This window comes from Streptomyces sp. NPDC001410 (genome assembly GCF_042895235.1).
In the GTDB taxonomy this organism is placed as follows: domain Bacteria; phylum Actinomycetota; class Actinomycetes; order Streptomycetales; family Streptomycetaceae; genus Streptomyces.
This window is the reverse complement of the sequence record NZ_JBIAWE010000001.1, coordinates 572,205-597,200: the sequence shown is the minus strand read 5'-3', so window position 1 is coordinate 597,200 and position 24,996 is coordinate 572,205. Positions and strand designations below refer to the sequence as shown.

General features: G+C 72.3%; 24 protein-coding genes and 1 tRNA gene. 9 read left to right on the top strand and 16 right to left on the bottom strand.

What is annotated here, in order from left to right; genetic code table 11:
• Window positions 1-60 precede the first annotated feature (60 nt).
• From ACFY3C_RS02610 to ACFY3C_RS02595, 4 genes are all read right to left on the bottom strand, one after another.
• Window positions 61-2,172 carry an MMPL family transporter gene (locus tag ACFY3C_RS02610; protein ID WP_390769426.1) on the bottom strand — a complete coding sequence of 704 codons (2,112 nt, stop codon included), beginning with the start codon at window positions 2,170-2,172 and terminating at the stop codon, window positions 61-63.
• Between the two features lie 16 nt (window positions 2,173-2,188).
• Window positions 2,189-3,094, bottom strand: a complete 906-nt coding sequence (gene sigJ, locus ACFY3C_RS02605) for an RNA polymerase sigma factor SigJ (RefSeq protein WP_390769425.1) — start codon at window positions 3,092-3,094, stop codon at window positions 2,189-2,191.
• Between the two features lie 90 nt (window positions 3,095-3,184).
• Window positions 3,185-4,189 (bottom strand): Gfo/Idh/MocA family oxidoreductase, encoded by a 1,005-nt coding sequence (locus tag ACFY3C_RS02600; RefSeq protein WP_390769424.1) that lies wholly within the window; start codon window positions 4,187-4,189, stop codon window positions 3,185-3,187.
• A gap of 41 nt (window positions 4,190-4,230) precedes the next feature.
• A complete protein-coding gene (locus tag ACFY3C_RS02595) occupies window positions 4,231-5,007 on the bottom strand; it encodes an SDR family oxidoreductase (protein ID WP_386577875.1) in 777 nt (258 codons plus the stop codon).
• Between the two features lie 142 nt (window positions 5,008-5,149).
• Between ACFY3C_RS02595 and ACFY3C_RS02590 the strand changes: the two genes are divergently transcribed.
• The gene (locus ACFY3C_RS02590; RefSeq protein WP_386577876.1) at window positions 5,150-6,181 is read left to right on the top strand and encodes a LacI family DNA-binding transcriptional regulator; all 1,032 of its coding nucleotides are present in this window, start codon (window positions 5,150-5,152) and stop codon (window positions 6,179-6,181) included.
• Here the strand turns inward: ACFY3C_RS02590 and ACFY3C_RS02585 are convergent.
• Window positions 6,162-7,322 carry a Gfo/Idh/MocA family protein gene (locus ACFY3C_RS02585; RefSeq protein ID WP_390769423.1) on the bottom strand — a complete coding sequence of 387 codons (1,161 nt, stop codon included), beginning with the start codon at window positions 7,320-7,322 and terminating at the stop codon, window positions 6,162-6,164. The genes ACFY3C_RS02590 and ACFY3C_RS02585 overlap by 20 nt on opposite strands.
• 143 nt (window positions 7,323-7,465) lie before the next feature.
• Between ACFY3C_RS02585 and ACFY3C_RS02580 the strand changes: the two genes are divergently transcribed.
• Window positions 7,466-8,470, top strand: coding sequence for a LacI family DNA-binding transcriptional regulator (locus ACFY3C_RS02580; protein WP_390769422.1), 1,005 nt, complete (start codon window positions 7,466-7,468; stop codon window positions 8,468-8,470).
• Here the strand turns inward: ACFY3C_RS02580 and ACFY3C_RS02575 are convergent.
• The gene (locus ACFY3C_RS02575) at window positions 8,460-8,804 is read right to left on the bottom strand and encodes a cupin domain-containing protein (RefSeq protein ID WP_390769421.1); all 345 of its coding nucleotides are present in this window, start codon (window positions 8,802-8,804) and stop codon (window positions 8,460-8,462) included. The genes ACFY3C_RS02580 and ACFY3C_RS02575 overlap by 11 nt on opposite strands.
• Before the next feature lie 143 nt (window positions 8,805-8,947).
• Between ACFY3C_RS02575 and ACFY3C_RS02570 the strand changes: the two genes are divergently transcribed.
• From ACFY3C_RS02570 to ACFY3C_RS02560, 3 genes are read left to right on the top strand one after another with little or no spacing between them, the layout of a single operon-like run.
• Window positions 8,948-9,463 (top strand): hypothetical protein, encoded by a 516-nt coding sequence (locus ACFY3C_RS02570; protein WP_386577880.1) that lies wholly within the window; start codon window positions 8,948-8,950, stop codon window positions 9,461-9,463.
• A gap of 32 nt (window positions 9,464-9,495) precedes the next feature.
• Window positions 9,496-10,422 carry a dioxygenase gene (locus ACFY3C_RS02565; RefSeq protein ID WP_390769420.1) on the top strand — a complete coding sequence of 309 codons (927 nt, stop codon included), beginning with the start codon at window positions 9,496-9,498 and terminating at the stop codon, window positions 10,420-10,422.
• Window positions 10,423-10,470: 48 nt separating this feature from the next.
• Entirely contained in the window at window positions 10,471-11,745 is a 1,275-nt protein-coding gene (locus ACFY3C_RS02560) for a serine hydrolase domain-containing protein (protein WP_390769419.1), read from the top strand.
• A 1-nt stretch (window position 11,746) separates the two neighbouring features.
• Here ACFY3C_RS02560 and ACFY3C_RS02555 read toward each other — a convergent pair whose 3' ends face one another.
• Window positions 11,747-12,325, bottom strand: a complete 579-nt coding sequence (locus ACFY3C_RS02555; RefSeq protein WP_386577883.1) for a TetR/AcrR family transcriptional regulator — start codon at window positions 12,323-12,325, stop codon at window positions 11,747-11,749.
• A gap of 217 nt (window positions 12,326-12,542) precedes the next feature.
• Between ACFY3C_RS02555 and ACFY3C_RS02550 the strand changes: the two genes are divergently transcribed.
• Together ACFY3C_RS02550 and ACFY3C_RS02545 are read left to right on the top strand one after the other, a co-directional pair.
• The gene (locus ACFY3C_RS02550) at window positions 12,543-13,970 is read left to right on the top strand and encodes an MFS transporter (RefSeq protein WP_390769418.1); all 1,428 of its coding nucleotides are present in this window, start codon (window positions 12,543-12,545) and stop codon (window positions 13,968-13,970) included.
• A gap of 45 nt (window positions 13,971-14,015) precedes the next feature.
• Window positions 14,016-14,089, top strand: a tRNA-Pro gene (locus tag ACFY3C_RS02545).
• A 122-nt stretch (window positions 14,090-14,211) separates the two neighbouring features.
• Here the strand turns inward: ACFY3C_RS02545 and ACFY3C_RS02540 are convergent.
• The 8 genes from ACFY3C_RS02540 to ACFY3C_RS02505 all read right to left on the bottom strand — a co-directional run bounded on the left by ACFY3C_RS02540 (window position 14,212) and on the right by ACFY3C_RS02505 (window position 21,142).
• Window positions 14,212-15,150 (bottom strand): radical SAM/SPASM domain-containing protein, encoded by a 939-nt coding sequence (locus tag ACFY3C_RS02540; protein ID WP_386576937.1) that lies wholly within the window; start codon window positions 15,148-15,150, stop codon window positions 14,212-14,214.
• Window positions 15,147-15,374, bottom strand: coding sequence for a hypothetical protein (locus tag ACFY3C_RS02535; protein WP_386576936.1), 228 nt, complete (start codon window positions 15,372-15,374; stop codon window positions 15,147-15,149). Before ACFY3C_RS02535 ends, ACFY3C_RS02540 begins: the two co-directional genes overlap by 4 nt.
• Window positions 15,375-15,504: 130 nt before the next feature.
• Window positions 15,505-16,203, bottom strand: a complete 699-nt coding sequence (locus tag ACFY3C_RS02530) for a GntR family transcriptional regulator (RefSeq protein ID WP_390769417.1) — start codon at window positions 16,201-16,203, stop codon at window positions 15,505-15,507.
• 17 nt (window positions 16,204-16,220) lie between these two features.
• Window positions 16,221-17,222 carry a proline racemase family protein gene (locus ACFY3C_RS02525; protein ID WP_386576934.1) on the bottom strand — a complete coding sequence of 334 codons (1,002 nt, stop codon included), beginning with the start codon at window positions 17,220-17,222 and terminating at the stop codon, window positions 16,221-16,223.
• A 51-nt stretch (window positions 17,223-17,273) separates the two neighbouring features.
• Window positions 17,274-18,170: a dihydrodipicolinate synthase family protein gene (locus tag ACFY3C_RS02520; RefSeq protein WP_386576933.1), complete on the bottom strand. Its 897-nt coding sequence runs from the start codon at window positions 18,168-18,170 to the stop codon at window positions 17,274-17,276.
• A 104-nt stretch (window positions 18,171-18,274) separates the two neighbouring features.
• Window positions 18,275-19,672: an FAD-dependent oxidoreductase gene (locus ACFY3C_RS02515; RefSeq protein WP_390769416.1), complete on the bottom strand. Its 1,398-nt coding sequence runs from the start codon at window positions 19,670-19,672 to the stop codon at window positions 18,275-18,277.
• Complete coding sequence (locus ACFY3C_RS02510; RefSeq protein ID WP_390769415.1) at window positions 19,665-19,967, bottom strand: (2Fe-2S)-binding protein; 303 nt, start codon at window positions 19,965-19,967, stop codon at window positions 19,665-19,667. The genes ACFY3C_RS02515 and ACFY3C_RS02510 overlap by 8 nt, the downstream gene beginning before the upstream one ends.
• Window positions 19,964-21,142 (bottom strand): NAD(P)/FAD-dependent oxidoreductase, encoded by a 1,179-nt coding sequence (locus tag ACFY3C_RS02505; protein ID WP_390769414.1) that lies wholly within the window; start codon window positions 21,140-21,142, stop codon window positions 19,964-19,966. The genes ACFY3C_RS02510 and ACFY3C_RS02505 overlap by 4 nt, the downstream gene beginning before the upstream one ends.
• A 274-nt stretch (window positions 21,143-21,416) precedes the next feature.
• Here ACFY3C_RS02505 and ACFY3C_RS02500 point away from each other — a divergent pair, with 274 nt between their 5' ends.
• Window positions 21,417-22,304 (top strand): glutathione S-transferase C-terminal domain-containing protein, encoded by an 888-nt coding sequence (locus tag ACFY3C_RS02500; RefSeq protein WP_390769413.1) that lies wholly within the window; start codon window positions 21,417-21,419, stop codon window positions 22,302-22,304.
• A 33-nt stretch (window positions 22,305-22,337) separates the two neighbouring features.
• Here ACFY3C_RS02500 and ACFY3C_RS02495 read toward each other — a convergent pair whose 3' ends face one another.
• On the bottom strand, window positions 22,338-22,946 hold the full coding sequence (locus ACFY3C_RS02495) for a hypothetical protein (RefSeq protein ID WP_390769412.1): 609 nt from the start codon (window positions 22,944-22,946) through the stop codon (window positions 22,338-22,340).
• A 254-nt stretch (window positions 22,947-23,200) separates the two neighbouring features.
• On the opposite strand from ACFY3C_RS02495, the gene ACFY3C_RS02490 reads away from it, so the two are divergent.
• On the top strand, window positions 23,201-24,985 hold the full coding sequence (locus tag ACFY3C_RS02490) for a LuxR C-terminal-related transcriptional regulator (RefSeq protein WP_386576927.1): 1,785 nt from the start codon (window positions 23,201-23,203) through the stop codon (window positions 24,983-24,985).
• The last annotated feature ends 11 nt before the right edge of the window (window positions 24,986-24,996 follow it).

The window sequence follows — 24,996 nt, the reverse complement described above, 5'->3', positions numbered from 1 at the left end:
CGGCGCCTCAGGTGGAACGGGCCTTCCGGCCGGGAGCGGAAGGCCCGTGGCGGTGCGTGGTCAGGTGCCCGCGAGCGCGGGTTCGGGGTCGGACGTGCCCGACGGCGGCCGGGGGTCGTCGTGACGCCTGAACAGCCCGCTGGGCCACCACATCCAGCGGCCCACGTCCAGGGTCAGCGCGGTGACCAGCACCGAGCGGACGATCACGGTGTCCAGCAGCACACCGAACGCCACCGCGAACCCCAGCTCGGCCGCGAACACCAGCGGCAGCGAGGCCATCGCCGCGAAGGTGCCGGCCAGCACCAGACCCGCTGACGTGATCACACCCCCGGTGGCGGACAGACCCGTCAGCGCGCCGCGCCGGGTGCCGTGCAGCAGCGCCTCCTCGCGCACCCGGGTGACCAGGAAGATGTTGTAGTCGATGCCCAGCGCGACCAGGAACACGAACGTCAGCAGCGGGAAGGAGGCGTCCGCCCCCGCGAAGTGGAACACGTGGTCGAACATCAGACTGCTCACGCCGAGGGCCGCCGCGAACGACAGCACCACCGTCGCCATGAGCAGCAGGGGCGCGACGATCGCCCGCAGCAGCAGCGCGAGGATGAGGAACACCATCACCAGCACGATGGGGATGATCACCGCGGAGTCGCGGGCGGCCGCTTCCCGCGTGTCGAGGATGACCGCCGTGTTGCCGCCGACCTGGGCGTTCGCACCCTCGATCCGGTGGACCGCGGTTCTGGCCCGCTCGACGGTGCGCAGCGCGGCCGTACTGCTGGGGTCGTCCTCGAGTTCCCCGAGCAGGATGGCCTCACCGGCCACGACCCTCGGTGTCGACACGTCGACAACTCCCGGTACGCCGGACAGCGCGGCCCGCACCCGCTGCGCCGAGGCGGCCTCGGCCACGACATAGACCGGGTCGCCCGACCCTGCAGGGAAGTGCCTGGACTGGATCTCCTCGCCGACGGCCGTCTGCGGTCTGCCGGTGAACTGGTCCGTGTTGGAGAGCCCGTCGGCCCTGAGCCCGAACAGCCCGGTCGCCATGGCGCCGAGGACGAGCGCGGTGCCGATCCACACGATCCGCGGCCGGCCGGAGACGGCGGTGCCGACCCGCGTCCAGATGCCGTCCCCGGTCGCACCGGCCGATCCGTACGACGGTCGCACCGGCCAGAAGATCCAGCGGCCGCAGATGACCAGCAGGGCCGGCAGCAGGGTGACCATGGCGAGCAGCCCGACGAGGACGCCGACGGCGCAGGCGGGCCCGAGCCCCTTGGTGGAGTTGAGGGTGGCCAGCATCAGCAGCGTCAGGCTGACCGCGACAGTCGCGGCGCTGGCGACGATCGCGGGACCGGAGCGGTGCAGGGCCTCCGCCATCGCCTCGTGCCGGTCCTCGTGCCGCCGCAACTCCTCCCGGTACCGCGAGACGAGCAGGAGCGCGTAGTCGGTGGCGGCGCCGAACACCAGCACCGTCAGAATGAAGCTGGTCTGCTTGTTGACGGTGAGTCCGGCGTTCTTCGCCAGCAGGTAGATCACCGCCTCCGACGTGACCAGGGCGCCGCCCATGGTCAGCAGCGGCAGCACGGGCAGTACCGGGCTGCGATAGGTGAGCAGCAGGATCACGACCACCACCGCCGCGGTGATCGTCGTCAGACCGCCGCCCTTGCCGAACGCCTTGATCGAGTCCGACGCGTACCCGGCCGGTCCGGTGACGTGGAACCCGAGACCGCCCGTGTTCGCCTCGCCGACCCTGCTCATCGCATCGACGACCTTGCCGATTCCCTCCCAGCCCGTCCTGTCCTTGCGCACCTGGACCACGGTCTGGATGGCCTTGCCGTCCTGGGCCCTCACCGGGCCCTGCGGCTGCCCCACGACGTTCCTGATGCTCTTGAAGGCCTCGGCGTCGGCTCGGGCCTTGGCCATGTCGGCAGGGGTGACACCTCCGGGCCGGTCGTAGACCACGATCGCGGGCACGGTGTCGGCGAGCCGGAACTTCTCGGCCCGGTCGACGATCCGTGTCGACTCCGCGTTGCCGGGCAGCCAAGCCGAGTTGTCGTTCTCCTCGACGTCACCGAGCTTGCCGGCCAGCAGGAGGGCCGGGACCAGCAGGAGCGTCCAGAGAGCCAGGACGACCCATTTCGCCACCCTGCCACTGGGCAGGGACGCAAGTTTGCGCACCATGTGGATTCCTCGGCGTTCAGTCGACGTGAGCGAGCTTGTCGGGATTGGCGACGACATAGATCCCGCACACCTGGTCGCCGTCCGCAGTGAGGTCGAGGACGAGGACGGCGTAGAGGGTGTCGCCGGCGAACAGCAGCGCCGACGGGGCGCCGTTGACGGTGCGGTAGGCGATGTCGAGGCCCTTGCCGGAGTGGGGGGCGGCACCGGCGAGCAGACGGGCGACCTTGTCCCGGCCGTGCAGCGGCCGCAGGCCCGCCGGTGCCCGGCCCTTGCCTCCGGCGTCGCCCCACAGGGTCACCTCCGGTGCCAGGATCCTCAGGAGGGCGTCCAGGTCACCGCCGAGCGCGGCGGCCAGGAACCGTTCGGTCACCTGCTGCCGAACCTGCGGGTCGGGCTCGTAGCGGGGGCGGCGCGCGTGGACGTGCTCCCTGGCGCGATGGGCGAGCTGACGAATCGCCGAGGGACTGCGGCCGAGGATGTCCGCTATCTCGGTGTGGGCGTAGCCGAACACCTCGTGCAGGACGAACACCCCGCGCTCCAGCGGAGTGAGGGTTTCCAGGACCACCAGCAGCGCCATCGACACCGACTCGGCGCGTACCGCTGCATCAGCGGCGTTGTCGGGGGCGGGAGTGTCGGCGAGGGGGCCGATGAGCGGTTCGGGCAGCCACGGCCCGACGTAGCTCTCGCGGCGGCGGCTGACGGTGGCCTGGTGGGCGAGGGCCCGGTTCACGGCGATCCGCACCAGATAGGCGCGCGGGTTGTCGATCGGCTCCGCGTCCGGTGCCTGCTTCCTGGCCGTCCACGACAGCCAGGTCTCCTGCAGCACGTCCTCGGTGTCGGCGACGCTGCCGAGCATGTTGTAGACGATGGAGAACAGCAGTTCACGGTGGTCGTGGAACACCTGTGTCGCGGTGTCGGACATCGCGGGGCCTCTCGTCGCGGATGCTTTCCGAACTGAGAGCGCCCCGGGCACCCGGAGTGTGACATTCACTCACGGGATGTGATCCAGATCTCAGACCCCCCGCACCTCCGCGATCGTCACCGGACGGTGCTCGTGCAGGGACAGGGTGCAGGCATCTGCGATCCAGCCCGCCTCCAGGGCGTCCTCGATGGTGCAGGGGGAGGGGCGGGTGCCGGCCACGACCTCGGTGAACGTGGTGAGTTCGGCGCGGTAGGCCTCGGTGAAGCGGTCCATGAAGAAGTCGTGCGGCGTGCCCGCCGGGAACGTCACACCGGGTTCGACCGAGCGGAGCGGGAGCTTGTCGTCCAGGCCGACCGCGATCGAGTCCGCGAAGCCGTGGAGCTCCATGCGGACGTCGTAACCGCGGGCGTTGTGGCGGGAGTTGGAGACCACCGCGATCGTGCCGTCGTCCAGGGTGAGGATCGCGCCGGTGGTGTCGACGTCGCCCGCCTCCCTGATGTAGTCGGCGCCCCGGTTGCCCCCCACCGCGTACACCTCGGTGACCTCGCGGCCGGTCACCCACCGGATGATGTCGAAGTCGTGGACGGAGCAGTCGCGGAAGATGCCCCCGGAGGCGGCGATGTACGCGGCCGGCGGCGGCGCCGGGTCCAGGGTCGTCGAGCGGACCGTGTGCAGCTTGCCCAGCTCGCCGGCCTGCACCGCGGCCCGCGCGGCGACGAAACCGGCGTCGAAGCGGCGGTTGTAGCCGATCTGGATCGGCACGTCGCTGCCCTGCACGGCCCTGAGCACCTCGACGCCCTCCGCCATGGTGCGGGCGACCGGCTTCTCGCAGAAGACGGGGACGCCCGCCTCCACACCCGCCCGGATCAGCGCCGGGTGGGCGTCGGTCGCGGCCGCCACGACGATGCCGTCCACGCCGGCGGCCAGCAGCGCCTCGGGCGAGTCGGCGACCTCGGCCCCGAACCGCTCGGCCGCGGCCTTGGCCGCGTCCGCGAACGGGTCGGTGACGACGAGGGACTCGACGGTGTCGAGCCCGGAGAGAGTCTCGGCGTGGAACGCGCCGATGCGGCCGAGGCCGAGGATTCCAATGCGCATGAGGGTGCAGCTCCTAGGTGCGAGGGTGCTGAAGGAGAGAACTAGTCGAGGCCGCCGAGCACGTTCTGGTCCCAGTCGATCACCGAACCGGTGACCACCCCGGACCGGTCGGACAGCAGCAGGACCACGAAGTCGGCAATCTCGTCCGGTCGGCCGAGCTTGCCCATCGGCAGCCGGGCGGCGGCCTGCTCCTGCCAGTCGTCGCCCGCGTCGTGGAAGGCGCGCTGGGTGGCGTCCTCGCCCTCCGTCGCGGTCCAGCCGATGTTCAGGCCGTTGATCCGGATCCGGTCCCAGCGATGGGCGTGCGCGGCGTTGCGGGTCAGGCCCACCAGACCGGCCTTGGCGGCGACGTACGGCGCGAGGAACGGCTGCCCGCCGTGCGCCGACGAGGTGATGATGTTGACGATCGTGCCGGGCGCCTTCCGCGCCACCATGTCGGCCACCGCCGCCTGCATCGCGAAGAACGGCCCCTTGAGGTTGACCGCGATGTGCGCGTCGAACAGCTCGGGTGTCGTGTCGAGCAGGGTGCCGCGTGAGGTCAGGCCCGCCGAGTTGACCAGGCAGTCGATCCGGCCGTAGGCGTCGACCACCTCGGCCACCGAGGCCTTGGCCTGGTCGGCGTCCGACAGGTCGGCCTGGACGTACATCGCCCTGCCGCCGGCCGCGGACAGTTCGGCCACCAGGGCCTCGCCCGGTTCGGGGCGGCGCCCGGTCACGGCCACCGAGGCGCCCTCACGCACGGCGGCCCGAGCGATCGCCGCGCCGACGCCCTGGCTGCCGCCGTTCACGAGGACGACCTTGTCGTCGAGAAGTCCCATGAGTTCCTTGTTCTTTCAGCTCTCGCGCTACATCGTCGTCCTTCTTCCGTTCCCGGGGCGACGTCGTGCTGTCATTCTTGTCAGTACAAACCCCTCGAACAACCGGCAGCGATCCATCAAAAACCCTTCAAGGAGCCGAGCCGTGGGCCACCCCTTCCCGATCCGCGAGATCGCCCGTCAGGCCGGCCTCAGCGAGGCCACCGTGGACCGCGTGCTCAACGAGCGGGGAGGGGTGCGGGCCAGCACCGCGCAGGAGGTGCACCGGGCCATCGCCGACCTGGACCGGCAGCGCACCCAGGTCCGGCTCGTCGGCCGCACCTTCATGGTCGACATCGTGATCCAGGCGCCCGATCGGTTCACCACGGCCGTACGGGCCGCCCTGGAGGCCGAACTGCCCTCCCTGCACCCGGCCGTGCTGCGCTCCCGCTTCCACTTCCGGGAGACCGCGCCGGTGGGGGAGCTGGTCAGGATCCTGGACCGGATAGCCCGGCGCGGCTCCCAGGGGGTGATCCTCAAGGCCCCGGACGTACCCGAGGTCACGGCGGCCGTCGGACGGCTCACCGCGGCCGGCATTCCGGTCGTCACCCTGGTGACCGACCTGCCCGCGAGCGGCCGGCTCGCCTACGTGGGCATCGACAACCGCGCGGCCGGTGCCACCGCCGCCTACCTCATGGGCCAGTGGCTCGGCGACCGCCCCGGCAACGTCCTCACCAGCCTGAGCAGCGGCTTCTTCCGCAACGAGGAGGAGCGCGAGATGGGCTTCCGCAGCGCCATGCGCGCCCGGCACCCCGGCCGCGTGCTCGTGGAGCTGACCGAGGGGCAGGGCCTGGACGCCACGCAGTACGACCTGGTCCGAGCCGCCCTGGAGCGGGACCCGGAGATCCGGGCCGTCTACTCGATCGGCGGCGGCAACATCGCGACGCTGCGGGCCTTCGAGGACCTGGGCCGCGCGTGCGCCGTGTTCGTCGCGCACGACCTCGACCACGACAACACCCGGCTGCTGCGCGAGCACCGCCTGTCCGCCGTGCTCCACCACGACCTGCGCCAGGACATGCGCGAGGCCTGCCATCTCGTCATGCGCGCCCACGGCGCCCTGCCCCCGGCGGGACCCACCCTGCCGTCCGCGATCCAGGTGGTCACGCCCTACAACATGCCTACGGCGTCCGCAGGCTGACCCACGCCCCGCTCTCGGCCGACACCGCCATCGCGTCGAGCACGGCCGCGCTGTGCACCGCGTCGGCCAGGGTGGCGCCGTACGGCCGGCCCTCGGCGATCGAGCGCAGGAAGCGGTACGCCTCGATCACCTTCAGGTCGTCGTAGCCCATCGCGTTGGCCGCGCCCGGCTGGAACGCGGCGAACTCGCCGTCGCCCGGGCCGACGTACACCGTGCTCACCGGCTGGTCCTGGTACGTCGCACCGCGGCTGACCGCCAGCTCGTTCATCCGGCGGAAGTCCCAGAACACCGCGCCCCGGGTGCCGTGCACCTCGAAGCCGTAGTTGTTCTGCTCGCCGACCGAGACCCGGCAGGCCTCCAGGACGCCGCGGGCGCCGGAGGCGAAGCGCAGCAGGCAGCTGACGTAGTCCTCGTTCTCGACCGGGCCCGGCTCGCCGCCGGAGGCCAGCGCGTGACCGGCGGTGGCGCCCGTGGGGCGGGCCCGCTCCGGGACGAAGATCGCCGTGTCGGCGGTCAGGGAGGCGATGTCGCCGAGCAGGAAGCGGGCCAGGTCGGCGCCGTGCGAGGCCAGGTCGCCGAGCACCCCGCTGCCGCCGCGCTCCCGCTCGTACCGCCAGGTCAGAGCGCCGTCCGGATGGGCCGCGTAGTCGCTGAACAGACGGATGCGGACATGTGTGACCGTGCCGATCTCACCGGAGGCGATCAGGTCGCGGGCGGCCTCCACGGCGGGCGCGTTCCGGTAGTTGAAGCCGACCGTGCCCTGGACCCCGGCCTTGGCGACCGCGTCGGCCACCGCGCGGGCGTCCTCGCCGGTCAGACCCACCGGCTTCTCGATCCACAGGTGCTTGCCCGCCTCGGCCATCGCCACGCCGATCTCCCGGTGCAGGAAGTTGGGCGCCGTGACGCTGACGGCCCGGACCCGCGGGTCGGCGGCCACCGCACGCCAGTCGCGGGTGGCGCAGGCGAACCCGAACTGCTCGGCGGCCTCCTCGGCCCGGCCCGGCACCTCCTCGGCCACCGCCACCAGCTCGGGTCTCAGGGCGAGTTGCGGATAGTGGTGCCGGACGCGGGCGTAGGCCTGGGTGTGCACCCGCCCCATCCAGCCGAACCCGACGACGGCGACACCGAGAGCATCCACCATGACAGCCCCTCTTTGGACCGGTCCACATTCTGTCCGAGCCACCTTTGTACGGACATGGCGCGCACGTCAACCCATCCGTCAGGGAGAACGGACCCGTGTCAACCCTTTGACAGCTCGGCACACCACATGGAACGGTCCATCCCATGAGACCGCCGACGATCCGCGACGTGGCCGAACGAGCCGGAGTGTCGAAGTCGCTGGTCTCGCTGGTGCTGCGCGGCTCCGGCCAGGTACGCGCCGAGAAACGGGACGCCGTCCTCAAGGCCGTACGCGAGCTGGGCTACCGGCCGAACGCCGCCGCGCGCAGCCTCAGCGAGCAGCGCACCCGCACGGTCGGCGTCCTCCTCGACGACCTGCGCAACCCCTGGTTCGTCGACCTGCTCGACGGCCTGAACTCGCTGCTGCACACGGCCGGCCTGCACATGCTGCTCGCCGACGCCCGGCTGAACCGGCGCATGGGCCACGACCTCGCCGAACCCTTCCTGGACCTGGGCGCCGACGGCCTGGTGGTGGTCGGGACGGTGCCGGACGCGGGCGGACTCGGCGTGCTGGCCCGGCGGATGCCGGTGGTCGTGGCGGGCGCCCGCGAGCCGCAGCCGCCGGGTGTGGACGTCGTCGCCGGAGACGACGAACTCGGGGCCCGGCTGGCCACCGAGCACCTCCTCGGTCTCGGCCACCGCCGGATCGCCCATCTCGCGGGCCACGGCGCCGTCGGCGAGCTGCGGCGGCGCGGCTTCGAGGCGGCCATGCGGGCGCACGGCGCCGAACCGCTGGTCGAACCCGGCGACCTGACCGAGGAGGGCGGCTACCGGGGCACCGTACGGCTGCTCAGCCGCCCAGAGCGGCCCACGGCGGTCTTCGCCGTCAACGACATGGCCTCGGTCGGTGCGCTCTCGGCGGCCGGGGAGCTGGGCCTCACCGTCCCGCGCGACCTGTCGGTGGCCGGGTACGACAACACCAGCATCTCCCGGCTGCGGCACGTCTGGCTCACCACCGTCGACACCGCCCCGCACGAGGTCGGCCGGCGCGCCGCCGACTGCCTCCTGGACCGCTTCGAGCGGCCGGAGGGCGAGGGGAAACTGCATCTGGCCGCACCGACCCTGGAGATCCGGGGCACGACGGCGGCGCCGCCCCGCCTCACAGGTTGATCGCGTACGCCTTGCGCAGCGTCTCGTGCACGGTCCACGTCGTACGGTCGCCCGCGCGCAGCACCGCCATGTCCCCGGGACCCACCCGCAGCGTCGGCCCGCCCTCGACCTCGATCGTCGCCGACCCGCTGATCACCACGAACAGCTCGTCCGCCTCGGTGTCGGTGACCACGCCCGGGGTGATCTGCCAGATCCCGCGGATCTGCCGGCCGTCCGGCGACTCCCAGACCACCTTCCCGGTCACCTCCGGGTTCCCGGAGACGATCTGCTCCGGGTCGAGAGGCTCGGGTTCGAGGTCGGCGCCCGGGATGTGGAGCGCGAAGCTGTGCGTCATGGGCTGACCCTAACCAGCGCCGGCGCCGTCCGACCGTCGACAGAGTGTGCGGCATCGGGCCTGGTGGGAGGACACTTCGTCGGGCCGCGCGGACCGGCCGCGCGAACTGGCGGCGGCCCGGGGCGCGGGTGATCGTGGGGTGCATGGCTGACTCCACGGCGGCCGCCACCGAGCCGCACCGGCAGCACACCACGCGCGAGGCCGTCCTGTTCGGCGGGGTCTACGGCGCCGTCCTGGCCAGCTCGATGGTCGCCGCGCTCACCCAGTACGGCCACGGCTCCGCCGCCGACCGCCGCTACGACGCCCTCTGGCTGCTGGTCACCGCATGCGCCTCCGCACTGGCCCACGGCTACGCCCACTACATCGCCGAGCGCTCCTCGCACCGCCGCTGGGACGTCCTGCGCACCCTCGTCGACGAGTGGCCGCTGGTCATGGCCGTCGTACCGACGGTGTTCCTGCTCGTGGGCGCGGGCTGGGGCTGGTGGCCCCCGAGCGGCGTCGAGTACCCGGTGTTCGCCCTGAACATCGCGATCCTCTTCGCCCTCGGCCTGGTCACCGCCCGCTGGTCGAGGCGCAGTTGGCCGGCCGCCGTCGGTATCGGCCTGGTGGACTCGGTGCTCGGGGTGGTCGTGGTCGTGGCCAACGCGGTCATCAAGTAGGCGACCGGTGTGCTGCTGGGCATGGAGTCGGTATGACCACCGAAGACGCCGTAGCCGCGGCAGCCGCGACCGTAGAAGCCGTGAGCACAACCACCGCATCCGAAGCGGCCGTCGACGCCGTGACCCGCCAGGCCGTCGACAGCCTGTCCGCCACCGCCGCCCCCCGGCTGCGCGACCTGCTCACCGCCCTCGTCCGGCACCTGCACGCCTTCGCCCGCGAGACCCGGCTGACACAGGCGGAGTGGGAGCAGGCCGTCGGCTTCCTCACGGCCACGGGACAGGCCTGCACGGACACCCGGCAGGAGTTCATCCTCCTGTCGGACGTCCTCGGCCTGTCCATGCTGGTCGAGACGCTGCATGGCCACAGCGCGCCCGGCACCACCGAGTCGACGGTCCTCGGCCCCTTCCACCTCACACAGTCCCCGGACCGCGAACTGGGCGACAGTATCGACCTGGTGGGCGACGGCGAACCCTGCGTGGTCAGCGGCCGGGTCCGCACCGCCGACGGCACCCCGCTGCCCGGCGCGGCCGTGGACGTCTGGCAGGCCGACGCGCACGGCTTCTACGACGTGCAGCGCCCGGACGCCCAACCCCCCGGCAACGGACGCGGACTGTTCACCGCCGACGCCGAGGGTGCCTTCTGGTTCCGCACCTGCGTGCCCAGCCCGTATCCGATCCCCACCGACGGACCCGTGGGTACCCTGCTCAAGGCCTCCGGCCGCCACCCCTACCGGCCCGCCCACATCCACTTCATCGCGACGGCCGACGGCCACGCCCCGGTCACCACCCACATCTTCGTGGCGGGCGGCGCCCACCTCGACTCGGACGCGGTGTTCGCCGTGAAGGACAGCCTGGTCAAGGACTTCACCGCGACTGACGATCCCTCCCTGGCCCGCGAGTTCGGCGTACCGAACCCCTTCCGGCACGCCCGCTTCGACCTCGTACTGGAACGGGAGTGAGACGCCCCTCGTGCTGCGGGCCGGACGGGACGGGGGCACCCTGGAGACATGCTGGGCGCGGTGGGCCGTACGGCTTCCGACGCGGTACGGGACGCGGAGGTCTCCCGGGGCGTGCGGCGGTCACCCTCGCGCCGCGCCCGGACGGCGGCCCTGTGTGCCGCCGCGCTGCTCGCCGCGACGCTGCAGACGACGACGGCCGCGGCTGCCCCGCCCCCGGACAACGGCTGCGTCGCCACTGCGGGCAAGCCCGCAGGCACGGCCGGCCAGATCCTCGACATCGTGCGCAAGGCGCGCAGCGACCTCGATGTGAAGGCCGCGCTGGTCCGGGTCACGCAGGACGGGCGGGAGGTGGCCACCTTCGCGGACGGCAACTCGATGAACGGTGTGCCGGCCACCCCGGCGATGCACTTCCGGTCCGGCTCGGTCGCCATCGCCTTCATGGGCACGGCGCTGCTCCAACTCGTCGACGAGCACCGGGTCGGCCTGGACGATCCCGTCTCCCGCTGGCTGCCGGACCTGCCGCACGGCGACCAGATCACCCTGCGGATGCTCGGCGACTCGGCCTCGGGCCTGCATGACTACGTCACCGACCCGGCCTTCGTGAAGCAGCTCTACGCGGACCCGTTCCAGCACTGGACGCCGCAGGAGCTGGTCGCCTTCTCCCTCGCCCATCCCCTCTGGTACGAGCCCGGCACCGGCTGGAGTTACTCGCACGCCAACTTCGTGCTGCTCGGCCGCGCCCTGGAGAAGATCACCGGAACCCCGCTGGACAAGCTGCTGCGTGAGCACATCATGGATCCCCTGGGGCTGGGCGAGACCAGCAACGGCTTCACGCCCGAGATCCCGGCGCCCGTACTGCACGCCTACGACGACGAGCGCGGCCCCTACGAGGACGCCACCTACTGGGATCCGTCCTGGACCACCGCACCCGGCGCCGTACAGACCACGAACATCTGCGACCTGGCCCGCTCCGCCCAGGGCATCGGCTCGGGACAACTGCTCTCCCGCAGCTCCTACCAGGTGCAGCTGAACCCCGGCACCGTCGGCCTGGGCGCGCCGACCGCGAGTTGCCCCGCCACCGTGTGCTTCAAGCAGACCGAGGACTTCCACTTCGGGGTGGGCGTCGTCGTCAAGAACGGCTGGGTCCTGCAGAATCCGTCGTTCGCCGGGTTCGCGGCCGTGCAGGCCTACCTGCCGGCGCAGCGGCTGGCCATCGCCGTGTCCACGACCGTCGGGAAGAAGGCGCCCGAGGGCAACACGGCCCAGACGATCACCGAGCGCATCGCGGAGGCCCTCGCCCCCGACCACCAGCTGACCGGCTGACTCAGCGGCCGGTGCGCACCCCGTCCAGGGCGATCGCGAGCACCCGGTCGCGCTGGGCCTCGTTCTCGAACGCCGTCGCCGTGATGCCGGCGACCATCCGCAGCAGGTCGCCGAAGTCCATGTCCGCGCGGGCCACGCCCGCCTTCTGGGCACGTTCCAGCAGGGGGCCGCCGGCCGCGTACATCGACTCGCGGCAGGCGATGAAGATGTCGGACTCGTCGTTCAGGGCCTCTCGGACCGCGCGCTTGGTGACCATGTAGCCCGTGAACCGGTCCAGCCAGGCCGTCAGGGCCTCCCACGGCTCCCGTTCCGCCAGCTCGACGGCCGCCCGGCACAGGGCGTTGACCTCGTCCGCGTAGACGGTCTCGAAGAGGTCGCGGCGGGTGGGGAAGTTCCGGTACAGGGTGCCGATGCCGACGCCGGCCCGGCGGGCGATGTCCTCCAGGGAGGCCTCCGCGCCGTGCTCGGCGAACGCCTCGCGGGCGGCCGCGAGCAGCGCGTCGTAGTTGCGGGCGGCGTCCTTACGGTGCGGCCGGCGGGTCGCGACGATCTCGCTGACGGGGAACGGCGTGGCCGTCACTGCTGCCTCCCGGAAGGGAATCGGTTGAACCGGAGGTTGGCCTCCGTTACAGTGGAGGGGTACCTCCACTTTAGCAGTGCGGGGGTGGCTTCGCCGTGGACGGACGCGTCCCGGCGCCGGCCTCCCGCACCCCCGTGAGCACGGGCCCTGCGCGTCGCGCACCGCCCGTCCCCCAAGACATCCACCCTCCGCGTCCCGATTCCGGAGAGGCTTCTTCATGCCCCGCAAGTCCACCCGCCTCACCTTCGCGGTCCTGGCGACCGGTGCCGGCGTGTTCGCCATGCTGCAGTCGCTGATCGCACCGGCCCTGCCGACCGTCCAGCACGCACTGCACACCTCGCAGTCCACCGCGACCTGGGTGATGACGGCGTACCTGCTGTCCGCCTCGGTGTTCACCCCGATCCTCGGCCGCGTCGGCGACCTCGTCGGCAAGAAACGCACCCTCGTCGCGGTCCTGGTGACCGTGCTCGCCGGCTGTCTCGTCGCCGCGCTCGCCCCGAACATCGGCGTGCTGATCGTCGCCCGGGTCGTCCAGGGTGTGGGCGGCGCCCTCTTCCCGCTCTCCTTCGGCATCATCCGCGACGAGTTCGCCGCGTCCCGGGTGAGCGGCAGCATCAGCAACCTGTCCGCCGTGATCGCCGCGGGCGGCGGAGTCGGCATCGTGGCCGCCGGGCCCATCGTCTCCGCCCTCGACTACCGCTGGCTGTTCTGGATCCCGGTGGCCGTCGTCGCCGCGACCGTCCTGATCGCCCTGCGTTACATCCCCGAGTCACCCAACAAGGGCCAGGGGAAGGTCAGTTGGCTCGGTGCAGTGCTGCTCTCCGCCTGGCTGGTGGCTCTCCTGCTCCCGCTCAGCCAGGCCGGGCAGTGGGGTTGGGGCTCGCCGAAGGTGCTCGGTCTGTTCGCCGCCGCCGTCCTGCTGTTCGCGCTGTGGCTGACCACCGAGGCCCGCTCCGGCTCCCCCCTCATCGACCTGCGCGTGATGCGGCTGCCCGCGGTGTGGACGACCAACGCGGCCGCCCTGCTGTTCGGCGCGGGCATGTACGCGATCTGGTCCTTCCTGCCGGGCTTCGTCCAGACACCGACCGCGGCCGGCTACGGCTTCGGCGCGAGCGTCACCGAGTCCGGCCTGCTCATGCTGCCGATGCTCGTCGCGATGTTCCTGTCGGGCGTCCTGTCCGGGCGGCTCGAACCCCGCGTCGGCGCCAAGGCGTTGCTCACCGCGGGCGCCGCGCTCGGCGCACTGGCCTGCGGCTTCCTGACCCTCTGGCATGACGCGCAGTGGCAGATCGCCGTCGTCGCGGGCCTGTTCGGCCTCGGCATCGGACTCGCCTTCGCCTCGATGGCCAACCTGATCGTGGGCAGTGTCCCGCCCGAGCAGACGGGCGCGGCCACCGGCATGAACGCCAACATCCGCACCATCGGCGGCTCCATCGGCGCGGCCCTCACCAGCGTCCTGGTCACCGCCCACCTCCAGCCCTCCGGCCTGCCCCAGGCCTCCGGCTACACCCACGGCTGGGCCCTGCTCGCCCTCCTCTGCCTGGCCGCGACCGGCGCCGCCCTCCTGGTCCCGGTCCGCCGCGCCGCCCGTACGGCGGACCCCGTTGCGGCGGGGGCGACACCGGCACCCGTGCGCGTGCGGTAGGGTTGACCTGCGTGATCACGCGGAACACCCCGCGTGAGCCCGCAACGGGACGTGGCGCAGCTTGGTAGCGCACTTGACTGGGGGTCAAGGGGTCGCAGGTTCAAATCCTGTCGTCCCGACGTAAAGTCGCAGGTCAGAGGCGGTTTGCTCACACAGAGCAGGCCGCCTTCGACGGTTCTCGCGACAAGGGCATGCCTCGCCACCGATCAGGGTGATCGCACGGGTGCCCAGTTCTTTCCGCCTACCTCGTTTCCAGAGGGCCGCACGACTGGGGGCACAGCAGCGGGTCGCACGGGCAGGAGAGATCGGGCCCGCAGGACTGGGGACACCGTGCGGTATCGGCCTTCTTCTGCCAGACCGTGTCGTGGATCTCGCGGCGGATCTGCGCCAGCTCGTCCCCGTGCAGGATCTCCTGAAGCGTCTGCTCGAGGACGTCGCCGACAGCCCAGTCGCGGGACATCACGCAGGGGAACACCTTGCCGTCCGGCGCGACGGCGAGGTTGCCGTTCCAGCAGTGCCCGCACAGGCCCGACAGGCTCGCGCTCTGTCCGAGTAGGTCCTGCCCCCGGCCGAACTCCCGTACCTCCGACGTCCGTACCGGGCCGTCCACCCCGAGGTCGAGCAGGAACTGCCGGGTGCGTTCCGCGGCCTCGGTGTCACCCTTGACCGCGATGACACCCACCCGCGTCGGCACCCCCTTCTCGACGAGCCGGCGAAGGTTGGCAACGGTACGCCGGTGGCTGCCGCGCACGGTGGTGACGGCATCGTGCACCTCGGGGTCGTCGGAGTAGACCGAGGTCGCGAAGTGCACGGCGTTCTCCGCCGAGAACGTGAGCGTCTCCTCGTCCAGCCGGGTGAGGTTGGTGAACACCTCCACGAAGTCGAAACCGGTGTCCACACCACGGCGCAGCAGCTCGTCGAAGTCCGGGTGCAGCTGGGGCTCGCCCCCGATCAACTGGATCCGGCGACAGCCCAGGTCGTAGGCCTGGCCCAGCACCGACCCGTAGTCCTCCGTGGTCAGCACGTCCCGGTCGCCGCTGAGCGGATGCGACTCCGTGTAGCAGTGGACGCACCGCAGATTGCAGCGGTTCGTCAGTTCCAGCCAGAGGAAGTCCAGGACTCCGTCGACGTCTTCGAGCGTCGTGGGGGTCTTGGTCCGTGTAGTTTCCTGAGTGCTCACCGGCTTCCCTCCGCCTGATCCGGAATCGGCATCAGGGCCAGCTCCCCGTCCCAGTTCACCGGCGTCATCGTGAACCGGAGCCGGTACGCGACACCGTCGTCGGCCCGGAACTCCCACCCCTGGCCGATGGTGAACCACACATCACCGCCGGGCTTGGTCCTCGCCCGGACGGCGAACTGCGGGGGACCGGAAATGGTCGGCAGAGATTCCTCGTCCTGGGACACGGCTGTCGCCCTCCTGGCGGTCATGCGCTCGATGGACGCGACCCAGCATCACCGCATACCTGGGCACCGCGATCAGGGCACGCCCGCTTCAGGCACCGCATCGCCCGAACGGGCGCCGCCCGGACAAGTCCTAGTCCCGCGCCGCCCACAAGCTGCGCACATGCCCCAGATGCCGGGTCATGACCTCCTGTACGGCCTTCCCGTCGCGCTCCAGCAGTGCGTCCAGGAGTTCCAGGTGCTCCTCGGCCGAGGCGAGCAGGCGGCCCGCCTCGACCAGGGCGGTGAGGCCGTAGAGGCGGGAGCGCCCCCGCAGGTCGGCGACCACGTCGACCAGGTGGGTGTTGCCGGCCAGGGCGAGGAGACCGAGGTGGAAGCGGGTGTCGGCCTCGACGTAGGCGATCAGGTCGCCCGCCGCCGCGGCGGCGACGATCTCCCGGGCCGCCGGGCGCAGCGCCTCCAAGGAGACCCGGTCGGCCGTGCGGGCCAGGTCCACCACGGTGGGGATCTCGATCAGGGCGCGGATCTGCGTGTACTCGTCCAGCTGCCGGTCGGAGACCGCGGTGACCCGGAAGCCCTTGTTGGGCACCGTGTCGACCAGGCCCTCCTTGGCCAGATCCAGCATTGCCTCCCGCACCGGCGTCGCCGAGACGCCGAAGCGGGCCGCGAGCGACGGCGCCGAGTAGACCTCGCCGGGCCGCAGTTCGCCCGCGATCAGCGCGGCCCGCAGCGCGTCGGCGACCCGCTCGCGGAAGCTGCTCCGCCGGCCGCCCAGCAGGGGGAGTACGGGTGCGTCCGCGTCCTGCGGTTTCTGTGCCATGTCACGCATCATCGAAGTCTAGTCGGTGGCTAGAGGACGAACCCCTCCGGGAACGGGTCGGTCGGGTCGAGCAGGTACTGGGCCGTGCCGGTGATCCAGGCGCGGCCGGTGAAGCTCGGCAGGACGGCGGGGATGCCGGCGACCTCGGTCGTGCCCAGCAGCCGGCCGGTGAACCGGGTGCCGATGAAGGACTCGTTCACGAACTCGGTGTGCAACGGGAGTTCGCCCCGCGCGTGCAGTTGTGCCATGCGCGCGCTCGTCCCCGTGCCGCACGGCGAGCGGTCGAACCAGCCGGGGTGGATGGCCATCGCGTGCCGGGAGTGACGGGCGGTGGCACCGGGCGCGTACAGGTGGACGTGGTGGCAGCCGCGGATGGACGGGTCCTCCGGGTGGACCGGCTCCTCCTCGGTGTTGATCGCCTCCATCAGTGCCAGCCCAGCGGCGAGGATGTCGTCCTTGCGGGCCCGGTCGAAGGGCAGGCCGAACTCCTCCAGCGGCAGGATGGCGTAGAAGTTGCCGCCGTAGGCGAGGTCGTACGTCACCGTCCGCCCGTCGGCGAGCACCGCCTTGCGGTCCAGCCCGACGCTGAAGGACGGCACGTTGCGCAAGGTGACGGCGGTGGCCGCGCCGTTCTCCACCGCCACCTCGGCCACCACGACCCCAGCGGGGGTGTCCAGGCGGATGGTCGTCACCGGTTCCACGACCTCCACCATGCCCGTCTCGACCAGCACGGTCGCCACGCCGATCGTGCCGTGCCCGCACATCGGCAGATAGCCCGAGACCTCGATGTAGATCACACCCCAGTCGCAGTCGGGGCGGCTCGGCGGCTGCAGGATCGCACCGCTCATCGCGGAGTGCCCGCGCGGCTCGTTCATCAGCAACTGTTTGACGGGGTCGCGGTGTTCACGGAAGTACAGCCGCCGCTCGTTCATCGTCGCACCGGGTACGGTGCCGATCCCGCCGGTGATCACCCGGGTCGGCATGCCCTCGGTGTGCGAGTCGACGGCGTGCAGGACGAGCTTGCTGCGCATCTCCGGTTTCCTTCCCGTGGTCGGTCGTGGTGCCTTCCTTCCTGTCGTGCGTCACGCGAGTCCCGAGGCGGCCGCCTTTTCCGTGGCCGCGCGGACCGCTGCCTCCTGCTCGGGCAGCAGCGGGACGCGGGGCGGGCGCACCGGGCCGCCGTAGCGGCCTACCACGTCCATGGACAACTTGATGGCCTGCACGAACTCCACGCGAGAGTCCCAGCGCAGCAGCGGGTGCAGCTGCCGGTACAGGGGGAGTGCGGTGGTGAGGTCCCCGGCCACGGCGGCGCGGTACAGCTCGACCGAGGCCCGGGGGAGTGCGTTGGGGTAGCCGGCCACCCAGCCCTTGGCGCCGGCCACGGCCAGCTCCAGCAGGACGTCGTCGGCGCCGATCAACAGGTCCAGGTCCGGGGCGAGTTCGGCGATCCGGTAGGCGCGGCGGACGTCGCCGGAGAACTCCTTGACGCCGTGGATGTGGCCCTCCCCGTGCAGGCGGGCGAGGAGTTCGGGTACGAGGTCGACCTTGGTGTCGATCGGGTTGTTGTACGCCACCACCGGGACGCCCGCCCCGGCGACCTCCGCGTAGTGGGCGAGCACGGACCGCTCGTCGGCGCGGTAGGCGTTGGGCGGCAGCAGCATCACGGACGCGCAGCCGGCCTCGGCCGCCTGCTCGGCCCAGCGCCGTGCCTCGGCGGAGCCGTACGCGGCGACGCCCGGCATCACCCGCTCGCCGCCGATCGCGGCCACGGCCGTCTCCACCACCCGGGCGCGCTCCTCGGGTGTGAGCACCTGGTACTCACCGAGGGAGCCGTTCGGTACGACGCCGTCGCAGCCGTTCTCCACCAGCCAGGCGCAGTGCTCGGCGTAACGGTCGTAGTCCACCGAGAGGTCGGCGCGCAGCGGGAGCGCGGTGGCGACGAGGACACCGCGCCAGGGGCGGTTCTCCGGAAGGGTCATGAGTGGTCCCCAATCCAATAGAGTGTGACATATTACTGAGATCCGGAGGCGTGTGCACGCCCCCGGCACCGGTCAGTCGATACACCGGTCAGTCGGTGGGCCGGTCAGTCGGTCTCCTGCTCGGGCAGGCCCGCCAGCACCCCGAGCGGCACCGGCCGGGCGAACGGCCGGCGCCCGGGTGTGAGCGGGCATCCGGTCAGTCCGGCCACCGCGGGGCCGCACATCCGGCCCTGGCACCAGCCCATCCCGGCCCGGGTGAGCAGCTTGACGGTGCGCAGGTCCCCGGCTCCGAGCGTGCCGACGGCCGTACGGACCTGTCCGGCGCTGACCTCCTCGCAGCGGCACACCACCGTGTCGTCCGTGATCCGGTCGGCCCAGTCGGCGGGCGGGGCGTACACCGTGTCGAGCGCTGCGAAGAACTCCCGCAGCCGAGTGCGGGCGCGGGAGGCCGCGGCCCATCGGCGCGGGTCGGGCGTGGCGCCGTGCAGCCGGGCGGCGACGGAGCGGCCGGCGATGTGTCCCTCGGCGAGTGAGAGGGCGGCGCCGCCGATCCCGGTGGTCTCGCCGGCCGCCCAGACGCCCGGTACGTCGGTGCGCTGCTCGTCGTCGACACGGACGTCCGTACCGGACAGGGTGCAGCCGAGGGTCTCGGCGAGGTCGGTGTGCGGCAGCATGCCGTGTCCCACCGCGAGGGTGTCGCAGGGGATGCGGCGGGCGCTGCCGGGCCTGAGCCGTCCGTCCCGGTCGAGCGCGGCGACGGTGACCGCCTCCAGCCGGTCGGTGCCGTGCGCCTCCACGACGGTGTGCCGGGGCAGGGTGCGGACACCGTGCCGTATCAACCGACCTGCGTAACAGGCGCCTTCGGCGAGCTTGCCGGGCTGCGCGACCAGTGCCGGGGCCTGCCGCAGCAGGTCCTTCGGGTCGGCGGACTCGACCAGGGCGGCCACGCGGGCGCCCGCCGCCGCGAGTCCCGTGGCCACGGGCAGCAGCAGTGGTCCGGTCCCGGCGACCACGGCGGTCCGGCCCGGCAGCACGAGGCCGCCCTTGAGCATGGCCTGCGCGCCGCCCGCGGTGATGACACCGGGGAGCGTCCAGCCCGGGAAGGGCAGTACCCGCTCGCAGCCGCCGGTGGCGAGCAGGACGGCGTCGGCGCGGACGGTGACCCCCTCCTCCTGCGCGGGACCGCGCAGCGCGTGCACCGCAAAGGCCCCGGACTCACCTTCCACACACCAGACATGGTGATCCGTCAGGTGCGTGACCCGCCCGGCCGCGATGTGCCGGTCGAGTCCGTCCCGCAGCCGTTCCCAGGTGCGCCACTGGTGGTGCAGGGCCTGGGGGCGGCGGGCGCCGAGTGCGGCGGCGGGCTGCCGGTAGAACTGCCCGCCCGCCTGTTCGGCGGCGTCGAGCAGGGTCACACGCACGCCGCGCGCGGCTGCGGCCAGCGCCCCGGCCAGCCCCGCAGGGCCCGCCCCGACGACGGCGAGATGCGGTCGCTCAGTCATCGTCCCGACCCGTCCCCTCCTGTGTGCGGATCACATCACCCGGCCGTACCGGGACCAGACAAGCCCGCCTGTTCACTTGGCCGTTGACGGTCACCAGGCAGTCGAAGCACACCCCGATCCCGCAGAACACCCCGCGCGGCCGGCCCGCTCCGCGCGTACTGCGCCAGGAGGTCACGCCGGCCGCCCACAGCGCGGCCGCGACCGTCTGGCCGGGCAGCGCCTCGACGGGCCGGCCGTCGAAGGTGACGGTGAACGCGGCACCCGGCCGAGCCTGGGCCAACTCCCTCGGATTCATGGGGTGTCGTCTCCGTTCGTCCCAGGGGTGGCGGCCGCCTCGAACCGCTCCGGACGGAAGGGCGCGAGATTCAGGTCCGGCGTCTTCCCGGTCAGCGCCCGGGCGATGGACTGCCCGGTGCCGGTGGCCAGTCCGATGCCCGCGCCCTCGTGGCCGCAGGCGTGGTACAGGCCGGGCAGCCGGGGGTCGGGGCCGATCGCCGGGAGGTGGTCGGGCAGGTAGGGCCGGAAACCGGCGTACGTCCGCAGGGCGCACACCCGCTCCAGGAAGGGGAACAGCCCGATCGCCCCGGCCGCGAGCGCCCGTACCGCCGGAAGGGACAACGAGCGGTCGAAGCCGACCCGTTCACGGGTGGCCCCGATCAGGACCGGCCCGGCGGCCGTGCCCTCGACGACCGGCGAGGTCCGGAGCGCGGCCGTGTCGCTCGCCACGTCCGCCACATAGTCGGCGGCGTACACCTTGTGCCGGACCATGCGCGGCAGCGGCTCGGTGACCAGGACGAAGCCGCGCCGGGGGAGGACCGGCAGGTGCACGCCCGCCAGTGCGGCGAGGTCGCCGCCCCAGGTCCCGGCCGCGTTCACCACCGCCGGCGCGTGGATGTCGCCCTGGTCGGTACGGACGCCGAGCACCGCCCCGTCCGCCGTGCGCAGCACCCCGGTCACGGTCTGCCCGGTGAGCAGGCGGGCGCCGGAGGCGCGGATCAGGTGGGCGGCGGCCAGCGCGGGCATGACCTGCGCGTCCTGCGGATAATGGACACCGCCCGCCATGCCGGGGGCCAAGTAGGGTTCCAGCTCGTGGAGTTCGGTTGCGTCGACGGTCTCGGCGATGACACCGGCGGCGCGCTGGCCCGCTGCGAAGTCCGTCAGCGCACCGAGTGTGCCGGGCGTCGAGGCGACCACCACACCGCCCTTGGGCTCGTACTCGACCGACGCCCCCAGTTCCCCGGCCAGCTCCGCCCACAAGCGGGCCGACAGCAGGGCGAGTTCCAGTTCGGGGCCCGGCTCCTTGTCGGAGACCAGCAGGTTGCCCTCGCCCGCGCCGGTGGTGCCGCCGGCCACCGGGCCCCGGTCCACCACCGTCACGTCGAGGCCGGTCCGCGCGGCGTACAGCGCACAGGCCGCGCCCACCATCCCGGCTCCGACGACCACGACATCGCAGGTCAGTCGCTTCGCCACATCAGTACTATGTCACATGTCGCACTGCCTGAGGAGTCCCGCGCACCGTTCTCGTCACCCGCCTGCACATCGACCTGCTGCGCGTCTGCAGTGCGATCAGCCTTCGTGGCTGAGCCTTCGGGTTGAGCCTTCGGAGCCGAGGCAGGCCTTTCATGGCTCAGCGGGCCCACCGTTGCACCGAACCTGGTCCGGCACCCACCCCAACCCTCCGCACCCACCGACCGACGACGCTTCCGCCGCGCGTACCTCCACGCGCCCGCTTCAGGGGAGACGCATGTCCACCACTCCGCTCGCCGCCGTCCCGACCGCCCACCGCACCGCTCCCGCCTTCCGGGGCCGGATCGGCCGGGACGCGCGCAGCGGCCACTACGCCGTGCCGCACCGCTACCGGCTCCATCTGTCCACCGCCTGTCCCGACGGACTGCGCCTCGCCATCGGCCACAGCCTCCTCGGCCTCGACGACAGCTGTCCGGTCGCCTTCCTGCCCGCCGTCCCCGACCGTCCCGGCGGCGGCCACTCCGCCCTGCGCCCGCTGTACGAGGCGAGCGCCCACCACTGCACCGGACCGGCGCTCGCACCGGTGCTCAGCGACGACTGGTCCGGACGCATCGTCAGCACCCGCACCTCCGACATCCTGCGCGACCTGGACCGCTTCCCCCCAGGCGGGCTCCCCTTCCTGTACCCGTGTGGCACGGAGAGCCAGGTCGAGGCCGTCGAACGGCTCTGCGCCGAGGGGATCGAGGAGGCCGCGCAGCGTGCCGGACGGGCCGACGCCGACCCTGCCGAGCGGGCCGCCGCGCTCGATCTGCTGCTGGACACGCTGGGCCGGATCGAGCGGTACCTGGCGGGCGAGGAGTACGTCGTCGACGGCCGGCTCACCGCAGCCGACGTCGAGTTGTGGGTGACGCTGGTGCAGCTGGACACCGTGCACCGCTGCCATCTCGACGCCAGTGCCGTGCACCGTATCGCCGGCCACCCGGCGCTGTGGGGCCACGCCCGCCGCCTGGCCGCCCACCCCGCCTTCGGTGCCCACCTGGACCTCGACGGCATCGCCCGCCGCCACCACGGGCGCTGCCGGGGGCTGGAGGCCGCCGGAGCCGCCGGCCAGATCCTGGACTGGACGGGCCACGCCGCGGACGCCTCGGGTACTTCCAGCAGGTGAGAGCGGGTCGGGCGGGCGGTCTCGTGAAGCCGGTCAGGAGCAGAACCCGATGACACCGAACCCGGGCCGGGACTCCGCGTGCCGCATCCAGCCCAGGCACTGCATGACGGCGTCGACGACCTCGGGTTCGAGCGGGGGAGCGTGGCCGGCCGCCTTGGTGGCCTCGAACTGCTTCAGCGCCCGGGCCATCTGACCGGGCGTCCACTCACCGCATCCCGGAATGTACGTGTACGGCAGCGGATCGGGCAGGTCGGAGTAGCTGAAGGACTCCACGGACACGGCGGTCACGCGCAGCGCGGCGAGACCCTCGTCCACCACCGACAGCCAGTCGCCCCGGAACGGCATGAAGGAGTCGTTGGGCAGGAAAGAGCCGGTCAGCTCGCACAGCCGCCGGTACGCGTAGCCGTACTGGAAGGCGTGCTCCTTGTCCTCGCTGAAGGGCCCGCCGTGCACGACGGCCCGCAGCGCCTCGTACGCGGTGGGGGCGCCCCGCTCGATCTGGTACCGGAAGTAGTCGTCGTCGCGGGCGAGTTCGTCGCCGAAGCTGTCGCGGACGACCTGGAGGAGCTGGTCGTCACCCGAGCCGACCAGGGCCCGCGTCGCGGCGACGTCCAGCAGATACACGCTCAGTCCCGAACTCATGCCACGAACCTATCGGCCACCACCGACATCACGGTTCCGGGCAGCCGCAGACGCCGTTCGCCCAGGAGGCGAACGGCGTATCGGCGTGGTCGAGGGACGTCTCCCTCCCCCGAAGGCGACGTCCCTCGACCCGCTCCCCCGGTGCCGGACTGTGGCCTGGACTGACAGACTGCCGCCCCCGGGTGCCGGACGCCTGAGTCGGGGGCTACTCAAGTCGCCCTGTATCAAACCTGAGTAGTCGTGCTCCAGTTTGTGTGACGACTTACGAGCAGGCCGCGAAGACGCTCGAACTGCCCTGGCCCTTCACCGGCCGCGAGGACGAACTGGAGCTGGTGCGCAGGTCGTTGGCGGCCGGACGACCCGGCATCGTGGTGACCGGACCGGTGGGCTGCGGCAAGACCCGGCTGATCACGGAGGCGGTCCGGGGCACGGACTGCGCCCGGGTGACCGGGACACCCGAGACCCGCGGAGTGCGCTTCGCCGCCTTCGCGCACCTGCTGCCCGACACCGTCTCGCTGCACCGCGCAGTGCACCTCCTGTCCGGCGTACGGCTCCTGGTCGTCGACGACGCCCAGCTGCTCGACGAGGCCTCCGCCGCGCTCGTCCACCAGCTAGCCGTGCACGGACGCACCCGCCTGGCCGTGACCGCCACGGACGACGTGCCGGCGCCCGGCGCGGTGTCCCGCCTGTGGACGGGGGAGCTGCTGCCCCGCCTGACGCTGGAGCCGCTGCCCCGCGAGGACACCGCCCACCTGCTCGCCCCGGCCGGTCTGGAACCGCTCACCATGGGACGGCTGCACCGGATGTGCCGGGGCGATCTACGGCTGCTGCGCGACCTGCTGGGCGCACTGCGCCAGTCCGGCGGGCTCGCCAGGGTTCCGGGCAGCGACGAGTGGGCGTGGCGCGGACCGGTCCCGGTCACCGCGAGCGTCCGCGACCGCCTCGCCCCCGCCCTGGAGCGGCCCGACACCGCCGAGCGCGAGACACTCGATCGGCTCGCCTTCGCCGAACCCCTGCCGCTCGCCCTGGACGAGCTGGACCTGGACGTCCTCGAACGGCTGGAGTCGAACGGCCTGATCGACGTGGACGACGAGGGTTCCGTCACCCTTGCCCACCCCCTGCACGGCCCGGCCCTGCGCGCCACCGCCGGCCGGCTGCGGGCCCGGCGGCTGACCCGCGCACCCGACCGGTGCGGCCAGGCGCTGCAAGCCGAACAGGCTTCTTTGGAGCGCGGGTTGGAGCGGCAGGACGTGCGGGCCGTACCGACCCCGGTGGGGGACTGGCTGCTCTCCGAGGGACTACCCGTCCCCGCCGGGTACGCGGTCGTACGGGCCCGGTACGCCCGGCTGCGCGGAGAACTGCGGGAGGCGGCGGCATGGGCGCGGGAAGGGCTGCGGGCGGCTCCGGACGACACCGATTGCGTCACGGAACTCGACTTAATCGCAGGCCAGTTGGGGGAGACGACGGGAGCGGGCGTGTGGGCGGCGGCAGCCCGCGGTGACATCGAGAGCGCCCTGGCCACCACCACCGGGGACGATGTGTTCGCCCGCTACGACGCCGTACGCCTCGGCGCTCCCGAGCGGGTCGCAGGGCGGCTGCCGGACGACGGGGTGTTCGCCCGACACGCCGAAGCGCTCGCCCGGGGTGACGGGCCCGCGCTGGACCGAGTCGCCGAGGCGCTCGAAGGGCGCGGCTTCCTGCTGTTCGCGGCCGAGGCGCACGCGCAGGCGGTACGCGCCCACCGGGACCCGCGCGCCGCCCGCCTCTCAAGGACCCGCGCGGTCGCGCTGGCCCGCCGCTGCCAGGGTGCCCGCACCCCGGCGCTGTCCGGACTCGCTCTCGGCGAACTCACCGCACGGCAACGGCAGATCGTCACCCTCGCGGCGGCCGGACTGAGCAACCGGCAGATCGCCGAGAAGCTGACGCTGTCCGTCCGGACCGTCGGCAACCATCTGTACGGCGCGTACGCCAGGCTCGGCGCCAGCGACCGTGGGGCCCTGCCGTGGCTCACGGACCTGCTGGAGGCGGAACCCGCCTGAGCAGCACCACC